Source organism: Methanolobus profundi (assembly GCF_900114835.1).
Lineage (GTDB): Archaea > Halobacteriota > Methanosarcinia > Methanosarcinales > Methanosarcinaceae > Methanolobus > Methanolobus profundi.
The window spans coordinates 265,571-286,919 of the sequence record NZ_FOUJ01000003.1; the positions used below are offsets into that span (position 1 = coordinate 265,571).

The following is a 21,349-nucleotide window of genomic DNA, read 5'->3' on the forward strand; positions in this document are numbered from 1 at the left end:
CTCCGATCAGAAACTATCAGCATTCAGGGTCATGGACCTCTTGGTCATAAAGAGGAATGGCAATATGTACATCCGTACCAACGCCTTCCTCACTTTCGAGCTCTATCATCCCTGAATGAAGGTCCACTATATTCTTTGCAAGATAAAGACCAAGACCGTTTCCACCATATATCCGGGTTGCTGAACCGTCAACCTGGTAGAATCTCTCGAATATCCGGTCCATACAGTTCTGAGGAATACCTATACCATTATCGCGTATTATAGCATGAAGGTACTCGTTCTCCTCGTATACTATCAATGATACTTCTGAACCTTTTGATGAGAATTTTATTGCATTATCGAGAATATAGATAAAGAGATATTTCAGGAATTCACAGTTACCGTATACCAGATGCATGTCAGAGGAATAATCTTTCTTTATCAGGACACCTTTGTCTTCCGTTTTCATTGCAAGATTATTGACCGCATTGTCCAGGACATCCTTTAGGTGCACCGGGGAGAAAACATGGTGCTTCTCAAAATTAAGGGAATTCATGTTCAGAAGGGATTCTATAAGCCGCTCCAGACGTTCTGAGTTCGAGACAATGATCTTCAGGCATTTCTTTTGTTTCTCATCAAGATCACCAAGAAGACCTTCATAGATAACCTCGCTATACCCTTTGATGGAAATAAGAGGTGTTTTCAGTTCATGTGTGATGTTCGACACGAACTCATCCTTCATCCTGTCAAGGGACTTCAGCTCCTCATAAGCATTCCTTGTTTCATCCAGAAGGCGTATATTCTCAACGGTTATCCCTATCTGACGACCTACATTACCCAGGATCTGCAGATCGGCCTTGGAAATTACAGTCTCCTTGCCAGGGAACAATAATATGATGCCTACAAGGTCATCCCTTGATATGATTGGAATGTAAACAAGCTTTCCTATGCCTTCTTCTGAAATGAGTGGTTCAAGGCACCCATGTATATCATACATCCTGCCTGTGATCCATGTATTATGGATATCAGGTATTGTCTGCAATAGAGGGTCATCTAAAGATATCTGAGCGATACCTTCTTTCAGGCCATCAGGAATACCATTTGAAGAACAGAGCCTGAAGTTCTTTTCCTTAGGAGCGAACAGATAGATAGAACCTGATACGCAATCCACATACGATCCTATTTCTTTAAGGATATCACCCAGGAAGTCCTCCATCTCCAGAGAGCTGGCTGCTATGAGAGCAGTGGACTGAAGGATCAGAAGATCACGGTTCTTTCTCTGAAGATCCTCCTCTGCAAGTGAGATCTCAGTGATGTCCTGAGTGGTTCCCTGGAATAGCAACTGATTACCATCATTATCCCACAGCACCTCACCAAGTGAACGAAGTATGCGGATCGAGCCTGTCTTCTTGATGACACGGGTCTTTATATCGAATTTATAACCAGGAGTTGACAATGCCTTATCCACAAAAGCGTTAAAACGTACTCTGTCATCAGTGTGTATAAGATCCAGATAAGTGTTCCTTCCTATGGAGATCTCACCGGGTGTGAATCCCATTATCCGATACATCTCATCAGACCAGAAGTGTTCTTTGGTACGCAGATCCACTTCCCAGCTTCCAATATGGGATATTTCCTGTGCCCTTGCCAGCCGCCCCCTGTGCTCAAATATCGAGTCTTCGGCCTTCTTCCTGTCAAGACTATCAACGAATATATCCCCGACCACCCTCATGAGCTTAATATAGTTAGGAGGCCACACTTTCTTCTGACTGAAGGAATCAAAGCCAATGAAACCTATTAGATTACCATTGGACTGAAGTGGTATAGAAAGTGCAGACATGATACCTGCCTGTTCCAGAGATTCCTTTTCTTTACTGGCCGATGCGGGCAACTTAGATACATCAGGTATATGCACGATCTCAGGAGAGGACATCTTTTCCATCCACCAGGGAAAATCCCTGTTAGGATAGTTAGTGATGTACTCATTGTCTACCTGCTCATCATGCCATTGATAAACAGCATCCTTATGGGCCCGGTCCCTGGAAAAAATGACAAGATATCCACGGTCGGCATCTGCGAACTCTGCTATCTTCTTGAGAGAAAGACGTATCCCGTCATCTATGTTCTCTGACCTGTGACCTATAAAATAGGATGATATTTCAGCAATGATATTTTCAAACCTTAACTGGGAAAGGAGCTCAACTTCTGCATACTGACATTTCTGTGCCATTCTGGATATGGTCATGCCAAAGAGTATGAACCCGATAAAGACAAAGAACTTAACATATACATCATGCAGGAATGCTTTCTGAGAAGAAGAAAGTGACAAAGCTGATAAATTGAAGACCAGCTCCACTATATATGTGTCTATAAACCAGAATGCAAGACAAAATGATAGGGAGATCAGTAGTATTCTTATGTCTTTTCTCATATAGGACCCTGCTATGAAAAAAAAACTCCTTTGTAGCGCCCATAAATGCCCAAATTGCATTCTAACGCTATTTAAGGCTAATAAGAAGGATTTTATATATATGTTTCTATTTTATCTTGCCATACAAAGTCAAATAAGTATAAAATAACTATACAATGATAGTACACTTGTAGCAAGCACTTAAGTTTTTAAAGAGACAAGTATATGTAAAATGGTGCATTTTCAAAGTAGGTTAAAATAGCTTGAATGGGACTATGGAAGCACAGGGCAATGTGCAGGAAAAATATAATTCCATTAGTCCTTAAATCTATAAGATCAAATGCGCAATTATCCATATTGCACTTATCTGCGGAGATATATAAAATGAAAGTACTAGTTAGTGATCCATTATCAGAACAGGGATTAACAATACTTCAACAGCATTTCACAGTTGACGTCCTTACAGGACTTTCCGAAGAGGAACTCGTTGAGAAGATACCAGAATACGATGCACTTGTGATAAGAAGCGGAACACAGGTCACAAGAAAGGTCATTGAAGCTGCTGACAAGATGAAGATAGTTGGAAGAGCAGGCGTTGGTGTTGACAACGTTGATGTGGAAGCAGCCACTGAGAAAGGTATCATTGTTGTCAATGCACCTGAAGGGAATATGCTCTCCGCAGCAGAGCACACCATTGCAATGATGATGTCACTTGCAAGGAACGTACCACAGGCAAACCAGTCCCTCAAATCCAAGAAATGGGAACGTGGAAAGTTCATGGGTATCGAAGTGAATGGAAAGACCCTTGGTGTTATCGGACTCGGACGTATCGGTGCTGAGGTCACAAAGAGAGCACAGGGACTTAACATGAACATCCTTGCTTATGACCCATTTGTCTCTGATGAGAGAGCAAAGGAGATGGGCGTGAAAATGATGACAGTCCATGAGATCGTCAAAGAAGCTGATTTCATCACAGTTCACACACCACTCACCAAAGATACAAGGAACATAATCGATGCTGAAGAGTTCGCAATGATGAAAAGCAACGCAAGGATCATCAATTGTGCACGTGGAGGCATAATCAATGAGGAAGCACTTGCAGAAGCACTCAACAGCAAGAAGATAGCCGGTGCTGCTATTGATGTATTCGTCAGCGAACCACCTCTTGAAAGCCCACTACTTGATTGCGAGACACTTATTGCTACACCACACCTGGGTGCATCAACAAAGGAAGCACAGGTCAATGTGGCTGTATCCGTTGCTGAGGAAGTTGTTTCCGTACTTAATGGCGGAACTGCAAAGAACGCTATCAATATACCATCTGTTAAGCCAGAGGTAATGACCATGCTGGCACCATACATCCAGCTTGCTGAAACAATGAGCAGCGCATGTGCACAGCTTCTTGGCAAGAACTACGAGAAGATCGAGATAGCATATAACGGAGATATCTCTGAAAAGGACACAAGACCGGTTACCGTTGCAGCACTTAAAGGAATGCTCCAGGTTGCACTTGGTTCTGCTGTAAATTATGTTAATGCAGGCACAATTGCAAAGTCCAGAAAGGTCGATGTGATCGAGAGCAAGTCAGAGACCACAGAAGAGTTCAGCTCTACCATCAAAGTGGAGATCACAATGGGCACTGAGAAGACATCCATCACCGGTACTGTTGTCGGCGGCAAAGGGAAGATCATCAATATCAATGGCGAGCATGTAGATGTTGTCCCTGCAGGATACCTCATTGTTGCAAACCACATCAACAAGCCTAATGTGATAGGACCTTGCTGTCTGGTACTTGGAAAGAACAACATCAATATTTCCGGCATGCAGGTAGGAAGGGCCGAGATCGGCGGAAACACCATCATGGCACTTAATGTTGATTCAGAGGTCCCTGAGGATATCCTTAAAGAGATGAGAGCGGTCGAAGGTATCATCGATGCCAAGCTCATCAAGCTTTAAATAAGGTGACCAGACAAATATTTATAGAAATAAAGGATGGTAGCTGAAAATAATGATGCGAAAGCGAATATATCATCGATTTCCTCACAGGACGGTGGAGTTTGAACAGAAATATCGCTACCATTCCGACCTGCCTTTTTTTGTAAAGGTAATGGCGAACATGGACGGGAAGTTCGGCATGTTCGTTACCGAGTCCGTTACGCAGAGAGGACATCGTATACAGGCCAAAAGAGAGATCAGTATAGAGATCGTTACCAACGGCGTCGATTTCTCATCGCTCAACTATGATACTGTAGATTCCGTACTGGACACACTGGAAAAGGAAGGGATAATGGATTTCAGGATCCATCTGAGATATAGCTACCTTGACGGAAAATACAATCGTGTCCCATTCAGGGGCGATATATATCTTGTAAGGGCTATTGTCGAGAGCGAGCTCCTTGTACTCCAGATCAATCATATCGATGGTCCGAAAAGGACGGAGTGTGGCAGGGTTGCTGACACTATCATCGATGAGCTTCGCAGAGGTTCATAATGGATGAATTGATGCTTGTAGCTGCTACCCCTTTCAAACGTAACAACAAGAATTCACTATCCATCAAGGATTTTGAATTCGTGCTTTCCTTTGATCTAAAATGGATGGCACCTGATGTCGCATCCAAGATAAGGGACAGAGCGATAGGCTCTCAGCTCCTGAAATTCCAGGGAGCGGAACTCATACCTAATTTTGATATAAGTAACATTGAGATACCTCACGGTTTCAAGCCATCTGAATCCATATTCAAAGAGAGATCGGCCATCGAGGACATAATAGCCCTGATCGTCGCAAACTGTGGAAAGAGTGCAAGGGACACTACAGCACTTATAAATAAGAAGCAGGAACAACTCGATGACCTTGTGGATATCGAGGTCGCAGGTCTTTTGACCGCACGGGAACTGGGATGTGATATCGACCTGATATACGACCGGATCCACAATAAGGTCTTCAGTAAACAGGAGATGTCCACATAATCTTTATGTACTATTAATGTTATTCAGACACCAGTCTGATTTATCAGACCATTCATGTTCTTACTTAATGACACCATAATACGGATGTTCGAACGCACTTCCGTGCGTGAGTGAGACATACTCTTGCGGAGGAACATTAATGAGCAAGACTACAAACGCAAAGATCCAAAGAAAGACAAACCCTCGCACCCCTGTGCTCATCGCAGCACTTAAGGAAGAGGCACGTCAGAACGAAGCTGCTATCTGGAGAGATGTGGCTAAAAGGTTGGAAAAGCCTGGCAAGAACTACGCACAGGTCAACCTGAGTAAGATCAACAGATATGCAAAGGACGGAGAGACTGTCCTTATAGCAGGTAAAGTACTGGGTTCAGGACTTCTCAACAAGGCAGTAACAGTTGCTGCATACAATTTCAGCGCAACTGCAATGGAGAAGATCGCTGAGGTCGGCGGCAAATGCCTGACTATCGAAGAGATGATGAAAGAGAACCCAAAGGGCTCTGGTATCAAGATCTTGCAGTAGGTGAAGAAGATGACAATTATCGATGCAGAAGGACTCATAATGGGAAGACTTGCAAGCACAGTGGCACAGAAGTTGCTTGCTGGCGAACAGATCGACATCATCAACGCTGAGAAAGCAGTCATTTCCGGTTCAAAGGCTACAACACTTAGAGAATATGATGAAACTCTGAAGAGAGGAAAGCCAGAGTTCGGACCATATTTCCCAAAGAGACCTGACAGAATCCTTAAAAGGACCGTAAGGGGAATGCTCCCATACAAACGTGCAAGAGGAAGAGACGCAATGTCCCGCCTTAAGGTGTACGTTGGTGTCCCAATGGAATTCCAGGACAAGGAAAGTATTAAGATAGAAGAGGCAAACATGGATCGCCTGAGCTCTAACAAGTACCTCAGACTTGGTGACGTAAGCAAGAAGCTCGGTGCTAAGTTCTAAGAAGGAGGAAGATCATAATGTCCACTAAATTTATAACCTCATCAGGTAAAAAGAAGACAGCTATTGCACGTGCAACAGTAAGGAAGGGAAATGGAAAGGTGCGCATCAACAAGAAGCCACTCGAGATATATGGCCCGGAGTTTGCACAGCTCAAGATACTGGAAGCAGTTTCACTCGCAGGTGAGACAGCAGAAGGACTTGACATCGATGTGGTCGTCAGCGGCGGCGGGATCATCGGTCAGGCAAGTGCTGCCAGAACTGCAATTGCAAGAGGCATTGTAGACTGGACCAACGATACAAATCTCAGAGATACATACATGGCATACGACCGTAACCTTCTTGTCAACGACTCCAGACAGAAAGAGACAAAGAAGTTTGGCGGACCAGGTGCACGTGCTAAGTATCAGAAGTCATACAGGTAGGCAATAGGATATGTTACCAGTTCGATGTTTCAGCTGTGGGAAAGTAGTATCAAGCTGCTGGGAAGAGTACAAACAGCGTGTAAGCGAAGGAGAAGACCCTGCAACAGTCCTTGATGACCTTGGTGTCACAAGATATTGCTGCAGAAGGATGATCCTTTCACATGTCGAGCTAGTAGATACACTTGCCCCATACCAGTAAGGGTTGTAGGGTAGCCTGGACCATCCATCAGCGTTCGGGACATATAAGATGTATCTTCTATGCGAAACACGCCAGGGTCTGAGTTTAGACCTCAGCAGGCACATACCCTTTACCCAACATTACAACTAAGGAAGGAAAGTATTAGAACCACGTTCGGAGGGATTCCGAATAAAATTTATTTATCATGGTTATCATTGACCGCATTAATGGCTATTCATACTCATACAGGAACACTTTTTGGAAGCAATAGGAGTAGCTATCAACAAATGGACTATTGATATTTTCGATAATGAAATTGATCAGGTGATCTATTGACTACAGAACACTATACCAGGTATGAAAAGGCGAGAATTGTTGGTGCAAGAGCGCTGCAGATCTCAATGGGAGCCCCAGTGCTTATCGATGATCCAAGCATGAACTCATTATTTCTTGCCAAACGAGAATTTGAACTCGGAGTAATTCCGATAACAGTTAAACGAGATTTTGATAATTAGGTGATATTATGGATCCAACAGAGGAAACTACAGTTAACGAAACTAACATTGAAGAGACAACTGGAGATGCAGGTGAAGAGCCTAAAACAACATCCCTTGTCCCAATAGACGAGTACCTTGCAGCAGGTGTTCACATAGGTACACAGCAGAAGACAGAGAACATGATGAAATTCGTCTACCGTGTAAGGACAGACGGTCTCTACGTACTCGACATTCAGGCAACCGATGAGAGAATAAAGCTTGCAGCAAACTTCCTTTCACAGTATGACCCACAGAGGATCCTTGTGGTCTCTGCAAGACAGTACGGTCAATTCCCTGCAAAGATGTTCGCAAAAGCAATTGGCGCAAAGTCAATGGTAGGAAGGTTCATCCCGGGAATCCTCACAAACCCTAAGATCGAGAACTTCTACGAACCTGATGTAGTTATCGTAACCGACCCAACCGGAGATGCACAGGTCATCAAGGAAACGGTCAACATCGGTGTACCTGTTGTGGCACTCTGTGACACAAACAACATGACATCAAACGTTGACCTTGTCATCCCAACAAACAACAAGGGTAGAAAGGCACTTTCCCTCGTCTACTGGTTGCTTGCAAGGGAGATCTCAAAGTCCAACGACTCAATGTTCACATACGAACTTGAGGACTTTGAAGCTGGAGTCTGAACTGGTAGCTTGTTGAAGCATACTACATATACCAAAAACCCGTATTATTAATTGGGTGAATAGTAGTATGAGACAGACAACCGTTGCCGGTCAGTTCTATCCACTAAATACAAAGAGTCTAAACAAGGAACTCAGCAAGTGCTTTAAGGATGCGGCTGCTTCAGAGAAGCCCATCCTTGGTGCTGTTGTACCTCATGCCGGATATATATATTCAGGCGAAGTGGCAGCACATGCATTTGCACAATTACCAAAGGCAGATACATATGTCCTGTTCGGACCTAACCATACAGGTTATGGTTCACCTGTGGCATTGTCACAGGACACATGGAAAACTCCCCTGGGAGTTGTCGAAACCGATAAGGACATAGGAAAGCTCCTTGCTGGGACCATCATAGACTTCGATGAGCTTGCCCACCATTATGAACATTCCATTGAAGTGCAGGTACCTTTTTTACAGTACATGTTCGGCAGTGACTTCAAGATACTACCAATATGCATGGGACTTCAGGATGAAGAAACTGCAATAGAAGTAGGAAAGGAAGTTGCAGAAGCAGCAAAGGCCACAGGAAAGAAAGTAGTGTTCATCGCATCCAGTGACTTTACACACTATCAACCTGATGATGTTGCCAGAGAGAATGACAACTATCTTATCGAACCGATCCTTAAGATGGATATTCCTGAATTCTACAGACGAAAGGATGAGAGGAACATCTCAGCATGTGGATTCGGACCGATAGCAGCAATGCTCTCAGCCACAATGGAATTTGGTGCCAGTAGCGTATCACTGTTAAAGTATGCTACCAGTGGGGATGTGACCGGAGATATGTCAGGGGTCGTGGGATACGCGGCCATTGTCGTGGAGTAAGGCTCAATATCACGAGGGAATTAAGTGATCACATGTTCTGCACCAGGAAAGGTTTACCTCTTTGGTGAACACGCCGTAGTTTACGGAGAGAGTGCGATCTGTTGTGCCGTGGAGCTTCGTACAAAGGTCCATGTAGAGAAGAGTGAGAGCATTATAATAGAATCAACACTTGGCACCACAGGGATCGATCACGAAACACACCCTTATGTATCCTATGCCATCGAAAAGATGCAGCAGTTGGCAAATATAGAAGGTGTGCGGATCAGGATAGAATCCGAACTGCCCGTAGGTTCTGGCCTCGGCTCATCTGCAGCCGTCACCGTTGCAACCATCAAGGCACTTGACATCCTTTATGAGTGTGGCCTGTCCCTGGAGGACATAGCAGGAAAGGCACACGAGATAGAAAGAATGGTACAGGGCAATGCAAGCCCAACTGACACATATGTTAGTACCATGGGCGGTGTCGTGATGATACCGCAAAGAAAGAAACTTCCGCTCATTGAATGCCCTATTGTCATAGGGAACACTAACAGATTCTCCTCTACAAAGGAACTTGTAGGGAACGTTGCAAAGCTTCGAAGCGAATTTCCCGAGATCATCGAGCCAATATTATCAGATATCGGACAGATGTCATTACTTGCCGAAAAACTGGTCCATGAAAATGATTATGAGACCATTGGAAAGCTGATGAACGTCAACCAGGGGCTCCTTGATGCCATTGGTGTGGGAAGTGCTGAGCTCTCGACACTTGTCTATGCAGCCCGTAACAATGGTGCAATAAGTGCCAAGATCACAGGCGCAGGAGGAGGAGGGTGCATGGTAGCACTTGCAGGCAAGGATTCCACCTCAGCCATTGCAAATGCCATCGAAGATGCAGGCGGAGAAGCCATTATTACCAAGAATACGGAAGAAGGCGTACGACTGGAGTCATTGAATGGATAATAGTAATATCACCATCCTGAAAATAGGTGGCAGTGTCATTACCGATAAAAGTGCTGATGACGGTGCTGCGAGAATGGATGAGATCGAACGTATCGCTGGCGAGATCGCTGGTTTTGAAGGAAAGCTTATCATCGTACATGGAGCCGGATCATTCGGCCATCCACAGGTCAAACGTTTCGGACTTACAGGAAAGTTCGACCACGAAGGTTCAATAATAACCCACATGTCAGTAAGAAAGCTTAACACCATGGTCGTTGAAGCTCTGAATTCTGCAGGGGTCAATGCATTGCCAGTCCATCCCATGGCATGTGCAGTATCCGAGAACAGCCGCATAAAGAGCATGTTCCTTGATCAGATAGAGGAGATGCTTGCAAATGGATTTGTACCCGTATTGCATGGAGACATGGTAATGGATACTGAGATGGGAACATCGGTCCTTTCAGGCGATCAGATAGTACCATACCTGGCAATCGAGATGAAGGCTGCAAGAATTGGCATCGGAAGTGCCGAGGAAGGTGTCCTTGACAATAATGGCGAAGTGATACCAAATATCAGCAACGCCAATTTTGATAAGATAAAAGAATATCTCGGCGGTTCGGCCAACACCGATGTAACAGGCGGTATGCTGGGAAAAGTACTTGAGCTTTTAAACCTTAGTGAAGGATCGAACAGTACTTCTTATATATTCAATGCAGGTAATGCAGGAAACGTATCCGGTTTCCTGAACGGGAATAATATAGGCACCGCAATATCCGGTGCAGGGACAAGATCAATTTAAGGTATTATTATGAGCACTTCCAGGAGAAAGATAGAGCATCTAGAGCTATGCGCTGCAAGTCCGGTAGAATCAAGGAAAACAGGACCAGGTTTCAATGACGTAATGCTGGTACACAGAGCCTTGCCGGAGATGAACATGGATGACATAGACCTGTCCTCACGTTTTCTGGAAAAGGATATGAATGCACCTTTTATGATCGCATCCATAACCGGCGGACACCCCGAGACAACTGCGGTCAACGCAGCACTTGCAGAAGCTGCAGAGGAACTCGGAATAGGAATAGGTGTCGGCAGTCAAAGAGCAGCAATTGAGGACCCCTCACAAGAGGAGTCTTTCAGTGTTGTCAGGGACAAGGCACCAAATGCTTTTGTCTATGGTAATATCGGAGCTGCACAGATACGAGAATATGGCGTTGAAGGCGTTGAGAAGATCATTGAGATGATCGATGCCGATGCTATTGCAGTTCACCTTAACTTCCTCCAGGAAGCCATACAACCTGAAGGTGACAGAGATGCCTCAGGAGCACTTGAAGTTATCAGTGATATATGCTCACTGGCAGTACCGGTGATCATCAAAGAGACCGGAGCAGGCATCTCACACGAAGATGCTTTCATACTGAAAGAGGCCGGAGTATCCGCCATAGACGTAGGCGGGGTCGGAGGTACAAGCTGGTCCGGTGTAGAAGTATACCGCGCCAGAGAAAGAAAGGACAGGGAATCAGAACTACTTGGAGAGTTGTTCTGGGACTTTGGCATACCTACCGCACCAAGTATAGTAGAATGTAGTGTATCACTGCCGGTCATAGCTACCGGCGGACTGAGAACCGGACTTGACATAGCAAAATCAATTGCATTGGGAGCATCAGTTGCAAGTGCAGCACTTCCTTTTGTTGAACCTGCTATGAAAGGAAAGGACAATGTAGTAGATAGTATCCAGCACATGCTTAACGAGCTTAAGGTGGCAATGTTCCTATGCGGTTGCAAGAACATAACAGACCTGCATCTGGCACCTGCAGTTGTAAGTGGCTGGACAAGGGAGTATCTGGAACTGCGTGGTTTTAATGTCAAAGATCTTGCCATGCGTTCAACGAACAATGATCTCCTTGCAGTATAACATTCATCACTCAAAGGGAATAGTTAAATAAAATATTTTTAATAATAAGCGAGTAATATATATGACCGAAATAGGAATCATTGCAGTTGGCGGCTATAACGAAATGGGCCGTAACATGACTGCTATAAGGATCAATGATGATATCATCATCGTTGATATGGGCCTCCGTCTGGACAGAGTTCAGATACACGAGGACGTAGAGACCGATAAGATGCATTCACTTGAGCTTATCGAGATGGGAGCGATCCCTGACGATACCATCATGAAAGAGGTAAATGGTAACGTACGTGCTATCGTATGTACACACGGACACCTTGACCACATCGGTGCAATTCCAAAACTTGCACACAGGTATGCAGCTCCGATCATAGGAACACCTTATACAACAACCCTCATCAAACACCAGATCGAATCTGAGAGGAAATTCGGAGTTAAGAACAACATTGTATCCATGAAGGCAGGGGAGACAATGGAGATCACAAAGGACATCTCCATCGAGTTCGTCAACACCCAGCACAGTATAATCGACACAATATTCCTTGTGATCCACACATCAAGCGGTTCACTGGTATATGCATGTGACTTCAAGCTTGACAGGACCCCTACACTTGGAGAGGCACCTGACTTTGCAAGGCTCAAGGAACTTGGAGAGGATGGCGTTATCGCACTCATCACAGAGAGTACAAATGCAGGACGTAATGGAAAAGCTCCATCTGAAATGATAGCACACTCAATGCTCAGGGACGTACTTCTTGAGACCGAGGAATCAGACGTTGGTATGATCGTCACAACCTTTGCATCACATGTAGCTCGTGTGAACTCAATTGTCAAGTTCGCACAGGAAATGGGAAGGATCCCTGTTCTTATGGGAAGTTCCATGGAGAGATACATTGCAACAGCTCACCAGATGGGATTCATCGAGCTTCCTGAGAATGTCGAGATCTACGGGAACCGCAGAGAGATCGACAAAGCACTTGGAAGGATAATGGAAGCCGGCAAGGACAAGTACCTCCCTGTGGTCACAGGACACCAGGGAGAACCTGGCGCAGTTCTTGGCAGGATCGCAAGCGGCGAGACACCATTCAAGATCGACAAGGGTGACAGGATCATATTCTCTGCTAACATTATACCAAATCCTATGACACAGGCGAACCGCTATGCACTTGAGACAAAGTTGAAGATGCGCGGAGCAAGGATATATGACAATGTACACGTTTCAGGTCACGCATACCGTGAGGACCACTGGGAACTTCTCAGAATGCTGAAACCGGAACATGTCATACCTGCACACGGAACCATCCAGATGCACAGCGAGTACATCCAGATGGCAGAGGATGCAGGCTACATACTTGGAGATACACTTCACCTTCTCAGGAATGGCGAAGAGCTCTATATTGAAGAAGAGTAATTTTAATAGGGATGATTATGGATCTGATCGAAGAGATTAAAAAACGTTCAGTGCACGTCGACAAGGGAATAGAGGAATACCTCCCTATCGACAAACCATATGAACTTTACAAGGCAGCCAGATACCTTCCTGATGCAGGAGGGAAAAGGCTTCGTCCGGCAACCGTTATCCTCGCAGCAGAGGCAGTCGGCTCTGATCTGGAGACCGCACTCCCAGCTGCAGTAGCTGTAGAACTAGTCCACAATTTCACACTGGTCCATGACGATATCATGGACAGGGATGATATCCGTCGTGGAATGCCTGCAGTCCATGTCAAATGGGGAGAAGCAGGAGCTATACTTGCAGGAGATACACTTTATTCAAAGGCTTTCGAGATTCTCACCCGTGCACCGGGCGAGCCTGAAAGGAACCTTAAATGTATCGACATACTCTCAAAGACATGCAGGGATATCTGCGAAGGACAGTGGATGGATGTGGAGTTCGAGGACCGCACAGACGTCACAAAGGAAGAATATCTCGAGATGATCGAGAAGAAGACCGGAGTGCTCTATGCAGCTTCCATGCAGATCGGCGCTATCCTTGGTGGCGCATCTGAAGAAGTATCTGATGCATTCTACGAATGTGGAAGACTCATCGGTATCGCATTCCAGATCTATGATGATGTCATTGATATGACCACCCCTGAAGAAGTTCTTGGAAAGGTCAGAGGCAGTGACCTTATGGAAGGCAAGAAGACACTCATTGCCATCCATGCTCTGAACAAAGGCGTGGAACTCAAGATATTCGGTAAGGGAGAAGCAACAACAGAAGAGATCAATGAGGCAGTTAAGCAGCTTGAAGATGCAGGCTCCATTGATTATGTAAGGGACCTTGCACTCAGCTACATAGCAAAGGGCAAAGAACTTCTCAATGTCGTTGAAGATTCCGAATCAAAGACCATACTTATGGCAATAGCAGATTATATGATCACAAGATCATACTGATCTGTTACTACCTTTTTTATTCTTTTTATTTTACTCTTTTACAGAGCCGTGGCTATGCCCGTAAAATGAATTAAGAGAGGATTTCTAAAGGTACGCTGCATTATATGAAGAAAAATTCAAGGAGATAAACCTTTCATTATGAGTAAGCATGTGAGGGAACGATCAGAAATGTGGAGAGGATGTTAAAATGGAAAGATCGGCTCTGTAGAGATCCCACCATTAAAACTTTAGGGAAGTTTGTAAACTAATTGATCATAAGTCATGAATTACCTGGTTGATCCCGAAGGGCCCGACGAATCCGGCGTTTTCCCACAATAAAAAACAAAATAATCAGTAAATACTTGTATTTTCTTCTCAGGAGTTCTGTAGAATTCTCTGTACAAATACAATCGTCGTTGTAATTATCTTCTGTGCAGCAGCATCGAAATGTGCCGCCTTCGGCGGATGGCTACTTTGTTTTTAGATTGCAGATCGCTTTTATAGATATGAAAAAGAGCAATGTTGCTGTCACTCAGATCAACATGATCTATACAGAACCAAAAAATCAGTAAAAACTAAAAAGAAAGAAAAGAAAAAGTATTGAAAATCAGGAGTTGTCCTGCTTTTCAATTACAGCCTGTGCTGCTGCCAGCCTTGCAATAGGTACACGGAACGGGGAGCAACTTACATAGTTGAGTCCGATGTTGTATCCGAACTTAACAGAGCTTGGTTCTCCACCATGTTCTCCACATATACCGATCTTAAGATCAGGCCTTGTGGAACGTCCTTTCTCAATACCTATCCTTACAAGTTCACCAACGCCTTCCTGATCAAGGACTGCGAATGGATCATCCTCAAGTATTGAGTTCTCAACATAGAATGGAAGGAACTTACCTGCATCATCCCTGCTGAAACCAAAGGTTGTCTGTGTAAGGTCGTTAGTTCCGAATGAGAAGAACTCTGCTTCCTTTGCGATCTGGTCTGCTGTGAGAGCTGCCCTTGGAAGCTCGATCATAGTACCTACAAGATAATCGAATTTGCAATCCTTCTCGGCCATTACAGACTCTGCAACCTCTACAAGGTCTTTCTTTGTAGAGCTTAGCTCGTTCACATGAGATATCAGTGGGATCATTATCTCAGGAACTATGTCCATTCCACTTGCCTTGAGCTCACATGCTGCTTCGATTATAGCGCGCACCTGCATCTCGTAGATCTCAGGATAGGTTATACCAAGACGGCAACCACGGTGTCCGAGCATCGGATTGGTCTCCACCATGGACTCAACACGTTCCATGACCTGCTTTACAGTTTCCATCTCTTCAGCACTGCCACCTTCTGCTTCAAGTGCCCTGAGCCTGTCTGCAAGTTCCTCATGCTTTGGAAGGAACTCGTGCAGTGGAGGATCAAGAAGACGGATGGTTACAGGAAGACCTTCCATGACCTTGAAGAGACCCATGAAGTCCTCTTTCTGCATTGGAAGAAGCTTTTGAAGTGCAGCTTTCCTTACTTCAGTGTCTTCTGCAAGGATCATTTCCCTTACTGCAGGGATACGGTCCTCTCCAAAGAACATGTGCTCTGTTCTGCAAAGTCCGATCCCTTCTGCACCAAATTCTCTTGCTACCTGAGCATCATGTGGTGTGTCTGCATTTGTCCTGACACCCATTTCCCTTACTTCATCAGCCCACTCAAGAAGTGTATCAAGTTCACCGCTGACACCAGGAGTTATGAGCTCGACCTTTCCGATGATAAGATTACCTGTACTTCCATCGATGGTCACAAAGTCCCCTTCACTCACAGTTACATCTGATACTGAAAAAGTACATGCATTTATATCAATGGTAACTGAGCCACAACCTGCCACACATGGTTTACCCATGCCTCTTGCGACTACGGCTGCGTGAGAGGTCATTCCACCTCTTACAGTAAGTATTCCCTGTGCCGCATCCATACCACCAATATCCTCGGGAGAGGTCTCGGTACGGACCAGGATGACCTTTTCATCCATCTTTGCCATTTCCTCTGCATGCTCTGCAGTGAAAACGACCTTACCAACGGCTGCACCCGGAGATGCGGGAAGACCAGTGGCAACAATTTCATATTCAGCTTGAGAATCAATAGTTGGATGTAAAAGACGATCGATCTGTTCAGGAGAGACACGCGTTATAGCTGTTCGTTTATCGATAAGACCTTCCTCGACCATTTCGACAGCGATCTTCAGTGCTGCCGCAGCGGTTCGTTTACCGGTCCTTGTCTGCAGCATATATAATTTACCATCCTCTATGGTGAACTCGATATCCTGCATGTCCCTGAAGTGATCCTCCAGTTTCTTGTAGATCTTCTCGAGGGTCGCATAGGATTCAGGCAATGTCTGCTGAAGCATAGAGATCGGCTGAGGTGTCCTTATACCTGCAACGACATCTTCTCCCTGTGCGTTCATAAGATACTCACCGAAGAAGCGCTTGTCACCTGTTGCCGGGTCCCTTGTAAAGGCCACACCGGTACCTGAGGTCTCGCCCATATTACCATATACCATGGACTGGACATTCACGGCCGTACCCCATTCACCAGGAATGTTGTTAAGACGCCTGTAAGTGATAGCACGCTGATTGTTCCATGAATTGAACACAGCATCGATGGCCATCTGGAGTTGCTGGCGTGGGTCCTGAGGGAAATCCTCACCAGTACTGTTCCTGATTATACTCTTGAATTCCTCGACAATTTCCTTGAGAGCAGTTGCGTCCAGGTCAGTATCGAGAGTGACACCCAGAGCCTTCTTCTTTGCACTCAGTGCAGATTCGAACTTGTGATGCTCGATGTCAAGCACGACATCTCCGAACATAGTAAGGAATCTGCGATAGCTGTCGTAAGCGAACCTTTCATTATCTGACTTCTTTGAAAGACCGACAACGGTGTCATCATTAAGACCAAGGTTAAGGACAGTGTCCATCATACCTGGCATTGATACCCTTGCGCCGGACCTGACGGAAATAAGAAGTGGGTTACTATTGTCTCCGAACTTTTTACCAGTTACCTTTTCGAGTTTTGATATCGCATTGTTTATCTGGTCAATAACCTCTGTAGGATAATCCCCTTTTTCAAGATACAATAAACAAACTTCTGTTGTTATAGTAAATCCTGGCGGAACAGGGATTCCCAGGTTGGCCATTTCTGCAAGGTTGGCGCCTTTACCACCAAGCAGATCTTTCATACTATTTTTACCTTCAGTTTCTTCGTTCCCGAAAAAATACACGAATTTATTATCTGCCACCGAATTTCCTCCATGCATAAAAATATGATGGACAATTACTGTTAATTTAATTAATGTTAAGTCGTGCCTCAATTGTTCTTTTATCTCTTTAAGGTTGTGGTCTGTGAACCGATGACATGGTCCGAAAAAGGATAGATATGTTTTTGTACTGAAAAAAACTAATATTAAAATGCTTACGATAACTATATATAGAATTAAGGCACCATATAGTACAAAAACCTAAATATAATGAACGAAGACATATGAAAAGATTAGGTCAGATCCTGCATATTTCGAAGCAAAATGAACTTGTTGTCAGAGGCGACAGGAAAGAGTTTTCCGGTTCTATGAAAGACTTACCACGAATTAACTCTTTTGCCCTGGACAGGTCCATTAAGCCGATTGGAAAGATATCCGGCATATTTGGTCCCGTTGACCAGCCCTATTTTACTCTTAAGCCTGATAAGAGAGTTATAGCTTCTGGATTGGAAAAACTTGTTAACGAGCGGGTTTACGTTCAATGATGAAGTTAATTGATTGACTTTCGCTGTGAGCTGTGGATGACTGAGGATGAACATACCAAATATATTTTATTGAGAGATTATAAAAGGTGATATGAATGGTCGAAGTTGAAAGGGTACGATATTCAGATACTTCCGAGAGAGAAAAGATACGTGCAATGATCAAAGCACGTAAAGAGAAAGATAAGAGCGCTGAGGTCGAAAAAGCAAAGGTCCAGTGTCCTGAGTGTGGAAGCCGCAACCTTGTACAGGATTACGAGAGAGCTGAACTCGTATGTTCTGACTGTGGACTTGTGGTTGACGCAGAGTTCGTTGATGAAGGACCGGAATGGCGTGCTTTCGATCACGACCAGAGAATGAAGCGTTCCCGTGTGGGCGCACCAATGACCTACACGATACACGACAAAGGTCTGTCAACTATGATAGACTGGAGGAACCGTGACTCATACGGTAAATCCATTTCATCAAAGAACAGAGCGCAACTCTACAGGCTGAGAAAATGGCAACGTAGGATAAGAGTAAGTAACGCTACGGAAAGGAACCTTGCTTTCGCATTGTCCGAACTTGACCGTATGGCATCAGCTCTTGGTCTGCCAAGGACCGTGCGTGAGACTGCCGCAGTAGTATATAGGAAGGCAGTTGACAAGAACCTCATCCGTGGAAGAAGTATTGAAGGTGTTGCCGCAGCAGCATTGTATGCAGCATGCCGCCAGTGCAGTGTCCCAAGGACACTTGATGAGATAGGAGAAGTATCAAGGGTAAGCAGGAAAGAGATCGGAAGGACATATCGTTTCATCTCAAGAGAGCTTTCACTGAAACTTATGCCAACCTCACCAATAGACTATGTACCAAGATTCTGTTCAGGACTTAACCTTAAAGGTGAAGTTCAGTCCAGAGGTGTCGAGATCCTAAGGCAGGCTTCCGAGAAGGAACTTACCAGTGGACGTGGCCCTACAGGTGTAGCTGCAGCAGCTATCTACATCGCATCAATCCTTTGTGGCGAGCGCCGTACACAGCGTGAGGTCGCCGATGTTGCAGGTGTAACTGAAGTTACCATCCGTAACAGGTACAAAGAGCTTGCAGAAGAGCTTGACATTGAGATAATTCTCTAAGCACACACATATAAATATTAATGAACAGAGGAAGTTCGTACCACAGCTTCCTTTGTTGTATATACTTTTTTACAAATCTTTTTCAATATTCAGCATGCTCTAGTAGTGTAGACTATGTTCGAACTGCTGGAAATGCTGACAATCGGTTTTATCCTGGGATTGACAGGGGCACTTGTACCAGGACCTATGCTTTTTGTGACCATAGACACATCCCTGAAAAGAGGATGGAAAGCAGGACCCGAGATATTTGTCGGTCATGCCATAATAGAATTCATGGTATGCGTATTGATAATCTATGGTATTACAGCAGTCAGTGACAGCACGGTTATGGCGATATCAATACTGGGCGGAGCCACCCTTGTGATATTTGGCCTCATGACCATGAAAAGCGCAAAAGGTGCAGCAGACTCAATGCATGAACACAACAAAAGCACCTCTAAACCTGTACTTTCAGGAATCCTTACTTCAGCATCAAATCCTTATTTCTGGATATGGTGGCTGGCAGCCGGGAGTGCACTTGTGTTGCGTGGACTGGAGATCGGTCTGATCGCAGCAGTGATGTTCATGGCAGGACACTGGCTTGCAGACCTGGGATATTTTACTGTTGTGTCTGCATCGTTCAGTAAAGGAAAGAAGCTCATGTCCCCAAAGGTTTATGAAAGGGTACTGCTCTTTTGTGGTCTGTTCCTTGTCCTGTTCGGGTCATGGTTTATCGTAGGTATGTAGACATGAATAGAAATTGCATCAAAGTCCTGAAGAAAAAAGGTGAGCCAATACGCAGATCACTACTGGAAATGGACCTGCTGGACAATTCCGCACGCATTATATCAGAAGGTGATCACCTCCTGCTTCCACTTACACGAAAGCCTGAAGAGGTAGAACTAAAGGAACTTCCCGGTGACTTTGAGCTTGGCGAACATGAGTTCGAGGAACAGAAAGGACAACTGAAACTTGATGATCTCCTGGAAGTCGTACCACATTTTGAGATCGTCGGAGATATAGCACTTATCGAAGATGATGTAGCCGAACCTGAGAAAGTGGCCGATGCCATCATGACGGTAAAAAAGAACGTAAAAACGGTCCTTGCAGCCATGAGTCCTGTAGAAGGAGAATTCAGGACACGCAGATTCAGGACTGTTGCAGGAGAGGACAGGACATCGACGATCCACAGAGAATATGGATCCCGATTCTATATTGATCTTGAAAGAGCCTATTTCACGCCTCGTCTTGCAACAGAAAGAGCAAGGATCCTGACGCAGATAGAAGAAGGCCAGACCGTTGTGGATATGTTCGCAGGTGTTGGTCCATACAGCATAATGATAGCAAGGAAAAGTCCTGAGATCCAGGTCATTGCAATTGATAAGAACCCGGATGCTGTTGAATTCCTCCACCGTAATGTCGAGCTAAATTCCACAAGCAATGTGGAAGCCATAGAAGGCGATGCCAATATTGAGGCTGAGAGATTTGCCTCGGTGGCTGATCATGTGATAATGAACTTACCACATAATGCGAACGAGTTCCTTGATGCAGCCGTGAAGCTCTGCGCTCCGAATGCGATCATCCACTATTATGATATTACACCGGAAGACGACCTTTTCGAAAGTTCCCTGAAGCTCATCGATGAAGCTGCAGAAAGAGCAGGGAGAACTACTGAGCTTGTAGAGACAAGAGTAGTTCGTTCATATGCTCCGCACCAGTTCAATGTCTGCATTGAAATGAGAGTTCTTTGAACTGGAAATTCCATACTGATAAAAAATAATCTGTGGAAATACTCCGGTAAATTTTCTTTTTAGAACTCCTGTATTAGTTACATAAATGCAATAATCTAAGGAATGATCTTCTGTACACATCATAGAAACAAAGATGAAAGTGAACAAAGTTTGTGTCACTCGCATCAATGGGATCTCTACGGTGCCCAAAATATTAAGATCATTAAAAATATTTGTGCTGTTCTTTGTTCTTTCATGTATAATATATATGGACACTATTCATGATCAACAGACAGGAGGCTCAAACCCCACAGTTCATGCTATTCCCGAGAACAAAAACAATTAACACTGCTATAATTAGCAACAAATTAAAAATAACTTTATGAATTTAGCTTTTTTATTTGAATAATCTACTGTCATATTGTTTCAGATATAATATATTCTTATGAAGAGCTTGTTAGTCACTTCTAAAAAATCAATAGGTTAAGACGTATATTAGCAAATAGATATATAGCACCACAGATGATAGAATAATTGTAATTATATATAATGTGGAATTGATCCAATGCTATTACTAAAGAGCAACAGTTGATTAGTTGATATTACA

General features: G+C 44.4%; 21 protein-coding genes. 19 read left to right on the forward strand and 2 right to left on the reverse strand.

The features are described from left to right. Positions 1-16: 16 nt before the first annotated feature. On the reverse strand, positions 17-2,410 hold the full coding sequence (locus BM008_RS08735; protein ID WP_177188029.1) for a sensor histidine kinase: 2,394 nt from the start codon (positions 2,408-2,410) through the stop codon (positions 17-19). Between the two features lie 363 nt (positions 2,411-2,773). On the opposite strand from BM008_RS08735, the gene serA reads away from it, so the two are divergent. The 15 genes from serA (at position 2,774) to BM008_RS08810 (ending at position 14,174) form a co-directional block, all read left to right on the forward strand. Next, positions 2,774-4,345 (forward strand): phosphoglycerate dehydrogenase, encoded by a 1,572-nt coding sequence (gene serA, locus BM008_RS08740; RefSeq protein ID WP_091936124.1) that lies wholly within the window; start codon positions 2,774-2,776, stop codon positions 4,343-4,345. 52 nt (positions 4,346-4,397) lie between these two features. Beyond that, positions 4,398-4,880, forward strand: a complete 483-nt coding sequence (locus BM008_RS08745; RefSeq protein WP_091936125.1) for a hypothetical protein — start codon at positions 4,398-4,400, stop codon at positions 4,878-4,880. Then, the gene (locus BM008_RS08750) at positions 4,880-5,356 is read left to right on the forward strand and encodes a DUF2240 family protein (RefSeq protein ID WP_091936126.1); all 477 of its coding nucleotides are present in this window, start codon (positions 4,880-4,882) and stop codon (positions 5,354-5,356) included. Before BM008_RS08745 ends, BM008_RS08750 begins: the two co-directional genes overlap by 1 nt. Positions 5,357-5,495: 139 nt before the next feature. Next, the gene (locus tag BM008_RS08755) at positions 5,496-5,876 is read left to right on the forward strand and encodes a 50S ribosomal protein L18e (protein WP_091936127.1); all 381 of its coding nucleotides are present in this window, start codon (positions 5,496-5,498) and stop codon (positions 5,874-5,876) included. 9 nt (positions 5,877-5,885) lie between these two features. Next, on the forward strand, positions 5,886-6,305 hold the full coding sequence (locus BM008_RS08760) for a 50S ribosomal protein L13 (protein ID WP_091936344.1): 420 nt from the start codon (positions 5,886-5,888) through the stop codon (positions 6,303-6,305). A 17-nt stretch (positions 6,306-6,322) separates the two neighbouring features. After that, positions 6,323-6,727, forward strand: coding sequence for a 30S ribosomal protein S9 (locus BM008_RS08765; RefSeq protein WP_091936128.1), 405 nt, complete (start codon positions 6,323-6,325; stop codon positions 6,725-6,727). Positions 6,728-6,737: 10 nt separating this feature from the next. Continuing rightward, a complete protein-coding gene (locus BM008_RS08770) occupies positions 6,738-6,926 on the forward strand; it encodes a DNA-directed RNA polymerase subunit N (protein ID WP_091936129.1) in 189 nt (62 codons plus the stop codon). A 311-nt stretch (positions 6,927-7,237) separates the two neighbouring features. Continuing rightward, positions 7,238-7,420, forward strand: coding sequence for a DNA-directed RNA polymerase subunit K (locus tag BM008_RS08775; RefSeq protein ID WP_091936131.1), 183 nt, complete (start codon positions 7,238-7,240; stop codon positions 7,418-7,420). Between the two features lie 8 nt (positions 7,421-7,428). Then, positions 7,429-8,085, forward strand: a complete 657-nt coding sequence (gene rpsB / locus BM008_RS08780; RefSeq protein ID WP_091936133.1) for a 30S ribosomal protein S2 — start codon at positions 7,429-7,431, stop codon at positions 8,083-8,085. A gap of 67 nt (positions 8,086-8,152) precedes the next feature. Next, the gene (locus BM008_RS08785; RefSeq protein ID WP_091936134.1) at positions 8,153-8,950 is read left to right on the forward strand and encodes an MEMO1 family protein; all 798 of its coding nucleotides are present in this window, start codon (positions 8,153-8,155) and stop codon (positions 8,948-8,950) included. A gap of 24 nt (positions 8,951-8,974) precedes the next feature. Beyond that, a complete protein-coding gene (locus tag BM008_RS08790) occupies positions 8,975-9,892 on the forward strand; it encodes a mevalonate kinase (RefSeq protein ID WP_091936136.1) in 918 nt (305 codons plus the stop codon). Continuing rightward, the gene (locus BM008_RS08795) at positions 9,885-10,670 is read left to right on the forward strand and encodes an isopentenyl phosphate kinase (protein ID WP_091936138.1); all 786 of its coding nucleotides are present in this window, start codon (positions 9,885-9,887) and stop codon (positions 10,668-10,670) included. Before BM008_RS08790 ends, BM008_RS08795 begins: the two co-directional genes overlap by 8 nt. Positions 10,671-10,673: 3 nt before the next feature. Then, positions 10,674-11,783 carry a type 2 isopentenyl-diphosphate Delta-isomerase gene (gene fni, locus BM008_RS08800; protein WP_091936139.1) on the forward strand — a complete coding sequence of 370 codons (1,110 nt, stop codon included), beginning with the start codon at positions 10,674-10,676 and terminating at the stop codon, positions 11,781-11,783. Positions 11,784-11,844: 61 nt separating this feature from the next. Further along, a complete protein-coding gene (locus tag BM008_RS08805) occupies positions 11,845-13,191 on the forward strand; it encodes an RNase J family beta-CASP ribonuclease (RefSeq protein WP_091936141.1) in 1,347 nt (448 codons plus the stop codon). Between the two features lie 17 nt (positions 13,192-13,208). Further along, positions 13,209-14,174: a polyprenyl synthetase family protein gene (locus BM008_RS08810; protein ID WP_091936143.1), complete on the forward strand. Its 966-nt coding sequence runs from the start codon at positions 13,209-13,211 to the stop codon at positions 14,172-14,174. A gap of 586 nt (positions 14,175-14,760) precedes the next feature. Here BM008_RS08810 and ppdK read toward each other — a convergent pair. Further along, positions 14,761-17,421: a pyruvate, phosphate dikinase gene (gene ppdK / locus BM008_RS08815; RefSeq protein WP_177188030.1), complete on the reverse strand. Its 2,661-nt coding sequence runs from the start codon at positions 17,419-17,421 to the stop codon at positions 14,761-14,763. A gap of 242 nt (positions 17,422-17,663) precedes the next feature. Between ppdK and BM008_RS08820 the strand changes: the two genes are divergently transcribed. The 4 genes from BM008_RS08820 (at position 17,664) to BM008_RS08835 (ending at position 20,763) form a co-directional block, all read left to right on the forward strand. Then, positions 17,664-17,924 (forward strand): H/ACA ribonucleoprotein complex subunit GAR1, encoded by a 261-nt coding sequence (locus tag BM008_RS08820; protein ID WP_091936146.1) that lies wholly within the window; start codon positions 17,664-17,666, stop codon positions 17,922-17,924. Between the two features lie 95 nt (positions 17,925-18,019). After that, on the forward strand, positions 18,020-19,033 hold the full coding sequence (locus BM008_RS08825) for a transcription initiation factor IIB (RefSeq protein ID WP_023846028.1): 1,014 nt from the start codon (positions 18,020-18,022) through the stop codon (positions 19,031-19,033). 114 nt (positions 19,034-19,147) lie between these two features. Continuing rightward, positions 19,148-19,759 carry a LysE family transporter gene (locus BM008_RS08830; RefSeq protein WP_091936148.1) on the forward strand — a complete coding sequence of 204 codons (612 nt, stop codon included), beginning with the start codon at positions 19,148-19,150 and terminating at the stop codon, positions 19,757-19,759. 2 nt (positions 19,760-19,761) lie between these two features. Next, a complete protein-coding gene (locus tag BM008_RS08835; RefSeq protein ID WP_091936149.1) occupies positions 19,762-20,763 on the forward strand; it encodes a class I SAM-dependent methyltransferase in 1,002 nt (333 codons plus the stop codon). Positions 20,764-21,349 lie beyond the last annotated feature (586 nt).